The sequence below is a fragment of the Pseudoroseomonas cervicalis ATCC 49957 genome (assembly GCF_000164635.1).
Taxonomy (GTDB): domain Bacteria; phylum Pseudomonadota; class Alphaproteobacteria; order Acetobacterales; family Acetobacteraceae; genus Pseudoroseomonas; species Pseudoroseomonas cervicalis.
Genome location: NZ_GG770777.1, coordinates 26450 through 34351 on the forward strand (window position 1 = coordinate 26450; position 7902 = coordinate 34351).

At 71.6% G+C, this 7902-nt stretch carries 9 protein-coding genes; 5 read left to right on the forward strand and 4 right to left on the reverse strand.

Annotated elements, in window-relative coordinates:
* Positions 1-43 precede the first annotated feature (43 nt).
* Complete coding sequence (locus tag HMPREF0731_RS00105) at positions 44-1618, reverse strand: ABC transporter substrate-binding protein (RefSeq protein WP_007001924.1); 1575 nt, start codon at positions 1616-1618, stop codon at positions 44-46.
* Positions 1619-1790: 172 nt separating this feature from the next.
* Here HMPREF0731_RS00105 and HMPREF0731_RS00110 point away from each other — a divergent pair, with 172 nt between their 5' ends.
* Together HMPREF0731_RS00110 and HMPREF0731_RS00115 are read left to right on the forward strand one after the other, a co-directional pair.
* On the forward strand, positions 1791-2120 hold the full coding sequence (locus tag HMPREF0731_RS00110) for a con-10 family general stress protein (RefSeq protein WP_007001925.1): 330 nt from the start codon (positions 1791-1793) through the stop codon (positions 2118-2120).
* 74 nt (positions 2121-2194) lie between these two features.
* On the forward strand, positions 2195-2521 hold the full coding sequence (locus HMPREF0731_RS00115; RefSeq protein WP_007001926.1) for a hypothetical protein: 327 nt from the start codon (positions 2195-2197) through the stop codon (positions 2519-2521).
* 132 nt (positions 2522-2653) lie between these two features.
* Here the strand turns inward: HMPREF0731_RS00115 and HMPREF0731_RS00120 are convergent, their stop codons facing one another.
* On the reverse strand, positions 2654-3553 hold the full coding sequence (locus HMPREF0731_RS00120) for a branched-chain amino acid aminotransferase (RefSeq protein ID WP_040611785.1): 900 nt from the start codon (positions 3551-3553) through the stop codon (positions 2654-2656).
* A 115-nt stretch (positions 3554-3668) separates the two neighbouring features.
* Here HMPREF0731_RS00120 and HMPREF0731_RS00125 point away from each other — a divergent pair, with 115 nt between their 5' ends.
* From HMPREF0731_RS00125 to HMPREF0731_RS00135, 3 genes are all read left to right on the forward strand, one after another.
* Positions 3669-4193 carry a MarR family winged helix-turn-helix transcriptional regulator gene (locus tag HMPREF0731_RS00125; RefSeq protein WP_051014637.1) on the forward strand — a complete coding sequence of 175 codons (525 nt, stop codon included), beginning with the start codon at positions 3669-3671 and terminating at the stop codon, positions 4191-4193.
* Entirely contained in the window at positions 4190-4897 is a 708-nt protein-coding gene (locus HMPREF0731_RS00130; RefSeq protein WP_007001929.1) for a response regulator, read from the forward strand. The genes HMPREF0731_RS00125 and HMPREF0731_RS00130 overlap by 4 nt, the downstream gene beginning before the upstream one ends.
* Positions 4898-5085: 188 nt before the next feature.
* Complete coding sequence (locus HMPREF0731_RS00135; protein ID WP_007001930.1) at positions 5086-6468, forward strand: ATP-binding protein; 1383 nt, start codon at positions 5086-5088, stop codon at positions 6466-6468.
* A gap of 96 nt (positions 6469-6564) precedes the next feature.
* Here HMPREF0731_RS00135 and HMPREF0731_RS00140 read toward each other — a convergent pair whose 3' ends face one another.
* Both HMPREF0731_RS00140 and HMPREF0731_RS00145 read right to left on the reverse strand, forming a co-directional pair.
* Positions 6565-6993 (reverse strand): phasin family protein, encoded by a 429-nt coding sequence (locus HMPREF0731_RS00140; protein WP_007001931.1) that lies wholly within the window; start codon positions 6991-6993, stop codon positions 6565-6567.
* A 102-nt stretch (positions 6994-7095) separates the two neighbouring features.
* Positions 7096-7734: a hypothetical protein gene (locus HMPREF0731_RS00145; RefSeq protein ID WP_051014670.1), complete on the reverse strand. Its 639-nt coding sequence runs from the start codon at positions 7732-7734 to the stop codon at positions 7096-7098.
* Positions 7735-7902: the final 168 nt, after the last annotated feature.

Consider the following 7902-nt stretch of genomic DNA (forward strand, 5'->3'; position numbering starts at 1 on the left):
CCAGCGCAAAACCGCCCCGCGCGGCCGGGGCGGCGCCCGGGCCTCACTCGGGGCGGGCGGACATGGCCAGCGTCGCCTCGTCCATGCGCGCCTCATAGGTCACGCCGCGCCGCGTGGCCCAGACATTGGTCAGCATGAAGAGCGGGATCATCGCCGTGTCGGCCTCCGCCATGGCCACGGCCTCGCGCAGCAGCGCCTCGCGCCGCTCATTGTCCAGCGTGGCCAGGGCGCGGTCGCGCAGCGCGTCCAGCTCCGGGTTGCTGTAGCGGCCGGCATTGTTGGCCCCCGTGCTGCGCGCCCGGTCATAGGTGCCGAGGATGTTCACCAGCATCGAGGAGGCGTCCGCCGTGCTGCTGCCCCAGCCGGTCAGCCGCGCGGCGAAGTCCTGCCGCGCCGAGCGCGGCGCGAAGCTGGCCCAGGGCAGCGCGTCCACCTGCGTCTGCACGCCGATGCGCGTCCACATCTGCGCCACCGCCTGGGCCGTCTTGGCGTCGTTGGGGTAGCGGTCGTTCGGGCTGTGCAGGGTCAGGCGGAAGCCCTGCGGATAGCCGGCCTCGGCCAGCAGCGCGCGGGCGCGGTCCGGCGCGTAGGCGGGCGGCTTGATCTCCGGGTTGTAGCCGAAGGTGCCGGGCGGCATCCACTGGCCGGTCGGCGTCGCCGTGCCTTCCATCACCCGCTCGGCCAGCGCGTCGCGCTGCAGCGCGATGCTGAGCGCGCGGCGCACCCGCGCATCGTCGAAGGGGTTGCGCGGCAGCGGCTGGCCGGCATTGTCGGTGACGAAGGGCACCGCCTCCCGCCGCGAGCGGTCGAAGGTCAGGTAGATCACTCGCAACCCCTGCGTCTCGGCCAGCGCCACGCGGGATTCGCGGCGCAGCCGCGGCAGGTCGGTGGCCGAGACTTGGTCGATCACATCGACATCGCCGGCCAGCAGCGCCGCGGTGCGGGCGCCGTCATTGCTGATGAAGCGGTAGCTGACCTTGGCCCAGGGCTGCGCCCCGCCCCACCAGCTCTCGTTGCGCGCCAGCTCGGTGCGGTCATTGGCGCGGTAGTTCACGAAGCGATAGGGGCCGGTGCCCACCGCCGCCTTGCCGCTGTTGAAATCCTCGGTCGCCGCGCCCTCGGCCGCGTGGCGGGCGATGATCGCCAGGCTCGACAGGTCGGAGGGCAGGTTGGGATAGGCGCCGCGCGTCTGCACCCGCAGCGTCAGCGGGTCCACCACCTCGACCTTGGTGACGGCGCGCACGAAGCCGGCGAAGCCGCCCGGGCTGTTCGGCACGGTCGGCGTGCGGGCGATGGTGAAGGCCACGTCATCGGCGGTGAAGGGCTTGCCATCATGCCAGGTGACGTTGGGGCGCAGCTTGAACTCCCACTCCGTCTCCGAGATCGGCTGCCAGCTCAGGGCGAGCGCCGGCTGCAGCCGGCTCTGCGCGTCGCGCATGCCGAGCCGGTCGAAGAGATGCAGCGAGACGGCGTTGTTCGGCGTGGCGTTGTAGAAATGCGGGTCCAGCGAGATCACCGAGCCGCCGGTGGCGATGCGCAGCTCCTGCGCGGCGAGCGGGGCCGCGGCCAGCAGCGGCGCGAACAGGGCGAGGGCGGCGGTGCGGCGCCGGATGGTCATTGGCATTTCCTCCACAAACTTGCGGCCACCCTAGCGCCCCGCGCCCGGCGGGCAACCCGACCATGCCGACAACCTGCGCCGCGTCTCAGCGAGGCGGCGATTTTCCCCGGAACCTTGCCCCCGCCCGCCCGGTTCCCTTCCCGCGACTGACCACCACGGAAAGGAGCGCAACATGGCCAACCAGAACAACACTTCCAATCGCGGCTTCGCCTCGATGGACCCGCAGAAGCAGCAGGACATCGCCTCGAAGGGCGGGCAGAGCGTGCCGGCGGAGAAGCGCAGCTTCGCGCAGGATCCCGAACTCGCCTCCGAGGCGGGGCGGAAGGGCGGCCAGCAGAGCGGCGGCAACTTCGCCAATGATCCGCAGCGGGCCTCGGAAGCGGGCCACAAGGGCGGCCAGGCCAGCGGCGGCAACTTCGCCAATGACCGGCAGCGGGCCTCGGAAGCCGGCGCCAAGGGCGGCCAGGCCAGCCATGGCGGCGGCGGCAATCAGCGGAGCTGAGCCGCAGCCCGCCAGGGAACGGATGAAGGGGGCCGCGTGCCCCCTTTGTCGTGCCAGCCCGTCAGGAGTGAGCGATGGCCGAGAGATACGCCGCCAATAGCGACCTGCTGCGGCAGGACATCAACCGCGGTTCGACCGGCGACAAGGTCAATTTCACCGACCCCGCCGCGGCCCCGCTCGGCGCCGATGACGAGGCCGCGGGCACGCCCCCCTCGGCCGAGGCGGTGCGCCTGGCGCGCCAGTTGGAAAACACAACCTCGGGCGAGGCGATGGGGCTGGCACGCGGCGGCAGCGTGAAGAACAGCATCGGGCCGAGCGGGCGCAGCCGTGTCGGGCTGGGGCTGCTGATCGCCGGTGCGGTGATGATCGCGCTGGTCGCGGCAGCGTTGATGATTGGATAGAAAAACTTCTTTTTCTGAAGAAAAAGAAGCAAAAAGACTCTTTCCGTTTGGCGCCCCGCCTCAGGCCTGAAGCGGGACGCCAACGGACAGAAGTTTTTTGGTTCTTTTTTACAAAAAAGAACCTTTCCCTTCTTAGGCCGCGCGGCGCGCGACCTCCTCCGGGCTCATCCGCACCAGCGCCTCATAGTCCTTGAGCAGCGTCTCGGTGATGGCGCCCGGCGTGTATTCGAAGCCGGCGATGGCGCGCACCGGCGTCACCTCGGCCGCGGTGCCGGCCAGGAAGACCTCGCTGGCGCGGCCCAGCTCCTCGGCGGCGATGGTGCGCTCCACCACCTTGATCTGCCGCTGCTTGGCCAGGCTCATCACCGTGCGGCGGGTGATGCCGTCCAGGAAGCAGATCGGCGTCGGGGTGTGCAGCTCGCCATCGAAGACGAAGAAGGCGTTGGCGCCGGTCGCCTCGGCCACATCCCCCTTGAAGTCCAGCATCATCGCGTCGTCGAAGCCCTGCGCCTCGGCGGCGTGCTTCGACAGCGTGCCGATCATGTAGAGGCCGGCGGCCTTGGAGGCGGTCGGCGCCGTGTCGGGCGCCGGGCGGCGCCAGGGCGCCATGCCGAGCCGCACGCCCTTCATGCGGTTGTCGCCGAACAGGTTCGGCCAGGCCCAGGTGGCGATCGCCAGATGAATCCTGGTCTGCTGGGCCGACACCGCCAGCATCTCCGAGCCGCGCCAGGCCAGCGGGCGCACATAGGCGTCCGTCAGCCCGTTCTTCTGCATCACCGCGATGCAGGCGGCGTCGATCTCCTCGGCCGTGTAGGGGATCTCGAAGCCCAGGATGCGGCCGGAGGCGATCAGGCGCTCCGTATGCTCACGCAGCTTGAAGATATTTCCCGCATAGGCACGCTCGCCCTCGAACACGCCGCTGGCATAATGCAGCCCGTGGGTCAGGACGTGCAGCTTCGCATCCCGCCAGGGGAGCATCTGCCCGTCCATCCAGATCCAGCCGTCGCGGTCGTCGAAAGGAACCAGCGCCATGTGTGCCATCCTCCAAGGTCTGTTCACGCAATATCATTGCGCGTAATGTCGTGACGGTAAAACTTCCAGCGAATATGTGTCAATGAAGCTGACCCAACACGGAAGCATGCCCGCCATGTCGGATGCAGCGGACGCCAAGCCGGTGGGTGCCGGCCGCCAGCTCCTCTTCCTGCGCGAGGAGGAGCTGCGCCTGGCCCAGGACCTGCTGTTCTTCGGCTATCGCGACTTCACCGCCGGCCCGGACGCGCTGCTGGCCGAGCTCGGCATGGGCCGGGCGCATCACCGCGTGCTGCATTTCGTCGGCCGCCGCCCGGGCATCACGGTGGGGGAGCTGCTGGCGATCCTCGGCATCACCAAGCAGTCGCTCGGCCGGGTGCTGACGCCGCTGGTGGAGGAGGGCTATGTCACCCAGGCCCCTGGCCGCAACGACCGCCGCCAGCGCCTGCTGTCGCTGACCGAGAAGGGCGAGGCGCTGGAGCGCCGGCTGTTCGAGCGGCAGCGCGAATGGGTGATGCGCGCCTATCGCGAGGCCGGGCCGGTGGCGGTGGAGGGCTTCCGCCGCGTCATGCGCGGGCTGATGGGGCCGGAGGCGCGGGCGCAGCTCGACCGCGCGCCGAATGGCAAGCGGAGCGCGGCATGAGCGCGAGCCAGGCCGAGCCGCACCTGCTGGTGGTCGATGACGATGCGCGCCTGCGCAACCTGTTGCAGCGCTTCCTGTCCGAGCAGGGCTTCCGGGTGACCGCCGCCGCCGATGCCGCCGCGGCGCGCCAGGCGCTGCATTCCATGGCCTTCGACCTGCTGGTGCTGGACGTCATGATGCCCGGCGAATCCGGCCTCGACCTGACCGAGGGGTTGCGGCGCGAGGGGCAGGAGGTGCCGATCCTGATGCTGACGGCGGCCGGCGCGCCGGATGACCGCATCGCCGGCTTCGAGCGCGGCGCCGATGACTATCTGGCCAAGCCTTTCGACCCGCGCGAGCTGGCCTTGCGCATCCGCACCATCCTGAAGCGCGCCGCGCCGGCGCTGCCGGCCAGCCTGCCGCTGGCGCCGGTGCAGCTCGGCCCGCACTGGTTCGACCCGGAGCGCGGCGAGCTGCGCGGCCAGGAGGGCACCCACCGGCTGACCGGGGGGGAGGCGGCGCTGCTCTCGGCGCTGGCCCGCCGCGCCGGGGAGGTGCTGACGCGCGAGGAGATCGCCGCCGCGCTGGGCACGCCGGAGGCGGGGGAGCGCGCGGTGGACGTCCAGGTGACCCGCCTGCGCCGCAAGATCGAGCCCGACCCGCGCGAGCCTCGCTTCCTGCAGACCGTGCGGCACCGGGGCTATGTGCTGAAGCCGGGGACCTAGAAGGCCAGGGGCTCCGCCCCTGGACCCCGCCGGGGTGGCAGGGCCACCCCGGACCCCGCCTTCCGTGGGCGCCAAACGGATGGCGGGGTCCGGGGGGACCCTGTCCCCCCGGCGGGAGGGCCTGGGAGGGCAGAGCCCTCCCAGGAATTTCCCTTGGGCCGCGCCGCGCCCCGCTCTATGCCCAGCGCATGAAGCCGACGCCGCCCCCCCTGCGTCCTGCCCTCCGCCTGCTGGCGACCCCCTTGCGCTGGCTGTTGCCGCGCGGGCTGCTGGGCCGGGCGCTGCTGATCATCCTGCTGCCCTTGCTGATCCTGCAGGGTGTCGCCTTGCAGCTGTTCTATGGCGGGCATCTCGATGTCATCTCGCGCCGTCTGGCGGGCGGCGTGGCGGGCGATGTCGGCATGGTGGTGGAGCTGCTGGCGCGCCACCCCATCGTCACCGAGCGCGACTGGATCTTCCGCGAGGCGGCCTGGCGGCTCGACCTGTCGCTGGCCTTCGAGCCCAATGCGAGTCTGGGCCTGCCCGGCCAGCGCGGCAGCTGGATGCCGATCCTGCCGCTGGAGGACGACCTGTCCCAGGCGCTGCGCGAGCGTGTGGGCCTGCCCTTCGACACCGACTGGCAATCGGATCCGCGCAGCGTGATCATCCGCGTGCAGCTGCCGGATGGCGTGCTGCATGTGGAGGCGCCGAGGAAGCGCCTGTTCTTCGGCACGCTCTACCTGTTCGTGTTGTGGCTGGTCGGCACCTCGCTGCTGCTGTTCATCGTCGCCGCGCTGTTCATGAAGAACCAGGTGCGGGCCATCCGCCGCCTGGCCAGCGCGGCGGAGGCCTTCGGGCTGGGCCGCGAGCTGGGCCCGATCAAGCCCGAGGGCGCGGCCGAGGTGCGGCAGGCGGCGGCGGCCTTCAACCAGATGCAGAACCGCATCCGCCGCTTCATCACCCAGCGCACCGAGATGCTGGCCGGCATCAGCCACGACCTCCGCACGCCGCTGACCCGGCTGCGCCTGGGCTTGGCCATGCTGCCCGCCGGCACCGAGGAGGATGCCGCCGCCATGACCGAGGATGTGGCGGAGATGGAGCGCATGATCGCCACCTACCTGGCCTTCGCCCGCGGCGAGGGGCTGGAGCAGACCCAGCCCGCCGACCTGGCCGAGCTGGTGCGCGACCTGGCCGAGCGTGCCCGGCGCGACGGCGCCGCCATCAGCATCGAGGGGCCGGAGGCGCTGGTGCTGCCGCTGCGGGTGGATGCGCTGCGGCGCTGCCTGGGCAACCTGCTGGACAATGCGCGGCGGCATGCGCGGCGCATCGCCCTCGGCCTGGCCGAGGCGCCGCGGCAGGAGGCCGGGCGCCCGGCCGGGCGCTGGGTCTTCGTCACCATCGACGATGACGGGCCGGGCATCCCCGAGGCCGCGCGCGAGGAGGCGTTCCGCCCCTTCACCAGCTTCTCGGCCGGCGGCACCGGGCTGGGGCTGGCGATCGCCCGCGACATCGCCCGCGCGCATGGCGGCGACATCGCGCTGGAGGCGAGCCCGCTGGGCGGCCTGCGCGCCCGGCTGCGCCTGCCCGCGTGAAAAAAAGAGCGGGCCCCAAAGGACCCGCTCCCCACGCTCACACCCTCTGGCCCGCCGCGCCCCGCCTCTCAGCCAGACGGCGGCAGCCCGAAAGAATCACTTCGGACCCATGAGCTTCTGGACTTCGTCCATGGCCTCGGCGAAGCGCTTGTTCAGCAGGGACAGCGCCTCGCTGTTCGACTTCTGGATCATGTCGGCGATCTCCTGCAGGTTGGTCACCGCCCGGCCATAGGTGGCCTTCAGCAGCTCGGCCTGCTTGGCGGCCTTGTCCTGCGGGTTGTCGCCCTGGGTGACGCCCTGCATGGCGCTGGTCATCTCGGACATGGATTGCTGCAGGATTTCCATGTGCCGGCGCGCCACGGCCTGGGCGCCTTCCAGCGCGATCCTGTTGGCGGCGGAGAGCGCCTCGAAATTGCGGCGCTGCGCCGCGGCGAGGGTTTCCATGTCCGGCATCGCCGGCAGGCGGAAGTCAGAGAGCAGGCGCATGATGTCCATCTCCGGCGTCAGCTTGGGTCCGTCCGACATCGCTTCTCCTCCCCTTTCTGTGTGGATTCGCGGCCAGTCTAGCCCCGGCGCGGCGGGGGCTGGAAGCGGTTCCGGCCCCGCCGCGCGCGATGCGGCCCCGCCTCAGGTCACGTTCGCGGGCGCCGCGGCCGGCGGCTGGGGCGGCGCGGCCTCGCCGCCATCCAGCCGGATCATGCGCGCCACGCGCTCGGCCTTGTCCAGCGCGCGGTCCAGCGCCGCCATGGTGGGGCCGAGATCCATCGACTCGTCCTGCTCCCAGGCGCGCAGGGTGGCGATCCACACCGCCGACAGCCCCTTCACCCGCAGCATGCCGGCCGGGCCGCAGGCGGAGATGCGCGCGGCCTCCAGCATCCAGCTCATCGACGCCGCCAGCACCGGGGCGAGGGCCAGGCTCAGCAGCGGGTCGCGGCGCATGTCGCGGCCGAAGCGGATCAGCCCGTCGCGATGCGGCTGCAGCGCGTCGATGCGGCGCATCAGCGCGTCGAAGATGCGGTCGCGCGGGCTGCCGCCGGGGTTCAGCCCCGCATCGGCTGCCACGGCCTGATCCACCAGCCGCGCATGGCGGCAGAGCAGGGCGAACTTGACCGGCGCCAGGGCTCGCAGTTCCGGCAAGCCGATGCCGGCCCGCTCCGCCAGCTCGGGCAGGGTGAAGCCGTTCCAGCCACGCTCGGCCACCAGGGACCAGAGCGCATCCATCAGGGCAGTGTCGTCGGGGGCAGGGGGGGTGGTGCTGTCGCTCATGCCCCAAGAATGGTGCGCGTCCCCCAGCTCGACCACCCTTTTTCCGGGCTGCCGCCCGTCTGGTTTCCAGGCGGGACGCTCCAGGCGGCCCTGGTCGGGTGGGGCGCCGGGGGCAGGCCGCGCCTGGGGGCGGGTGCCAGTGGGCGCGGCGGCCAGCCCATCCGGGGC

Coding starts and splice junctions, on each gene's coding strand:
- HMPREF0731_RS00115 (WP_007001926.1), top strand. CDS start 2,195: ATGGCCGAGAGATACGCCGCCAATAGCGACCTGCTGCGGCAGGACATC.
- HMPREF0731_RS00120 (WP_040611785.1), bottom strand. CDS start 3,553: ATGGCGCTGGTTCCTTTCGACGACCGCGACGGCTGGATCTGGATGGAC.
- HMPREF0731_RS00110 (WP_007001925.1), top strand. CDS start 1,791: ATGGCCAACCAGAACAACACTTCCAATCGCGGCTTCGCCTCGATGGAC.
- HMPREF0731_RS00125 (WP_051014637.1), top strand. CDS start 3,669: ATGTCGGATGCAGCGGACGCCAAGCCGGTGGGTGCCGGCCGCCAGCTC.
- HMPREF0731_RS00140 (WP_007001931.1), bottom strand. CDS start 6,993: ATGTCGGACGGACCCAAGCTGACGCCGGAGATGGACATCATGCGCCTG.
- HMPREF0731_RS00130 (WP_007001929.1), top strand. CDS start 4,190: ATGAGCGCGAGCCAGGCCGAGCCGCACCTGCTGGTGGTCGATGACGAT.
- HMPREF0731_RS00135 (WP_007001930.1), top strand. CDS start 5,086: ATGAAGCCGACGCCGCCCCCCCTGCGTCCTGCCCTCCGCCTGCTGGCG.
- HMPREF0731_RS00105 (WP_007001924.1), bottom strand. CDS start 1,618: ATGACCATCCGGCGCCGCACCGCCGCCCTCGCCCTGTTCGCGCCGCTG.
- HMPREF0731_RS00145 (WP_051014670.1), bottom strand. CDS start 7,734: ATGAGCGACAGCACCACCCCCCCTGCCCCCGACGACACTGCCCTGATG.